The 310-nt window shown below is 61.9% G+C and carries 1 protein-coding gene; it reads left to right on the top strand.

The features are described from left to right. On the top strand, window positions 1-310 hold a 310-nt coding region (locus SB822_RS56000), incomplete at both ends, for an FAD-dependent oxidoreductase (protein ID WP_410858967.1).

The raw sequence follows: 310 nt of genomic DNA, 5'->3' as shown, positions 1-310 counted from the left end.
GGCGAGCTGGTGATCGGTTCCGGCACGGACCAATATGTGTCCTACAGCCAGCGCGGCGGCCTGCCGCTGATCGAGCATACGCTTGCGGCCATCTGCGAAGTCTTCCCAATCTTCACCCGTATGCGAATGCTGCGCAAATGGGGCGGTATTGTTGACGTCACGCCGGATCGTTCGCCGATTATCGGCAAGACGCCGGTGCCGGGCCTCTTCGTGAATTGCGGCTGGGGTACCGGCGGCTTCAAGGCGACACCGGGTTCGGCGCATGTCTTTGCCCATACGATCGCACGCGACGAACCACACTGGATCAACG

The sequence above is a fragment of the Paraburkholderia sp. SIMBA_054 genome (assembly GCF_046534875.1).
GTDB classification, from domain to species: domain Bacteria; phylum Pseudomonadota; class Gammaproteobacteria; order Burkholderiales; family Burkholderiaceae; genus Paraburkholderia; species Paraburkholderia hospita.
The sequence above is the reverse complement of the archived record's forward strand: the minus strand, read 5'-3'. Positions and strand labels throughout refer to the sequence as shown.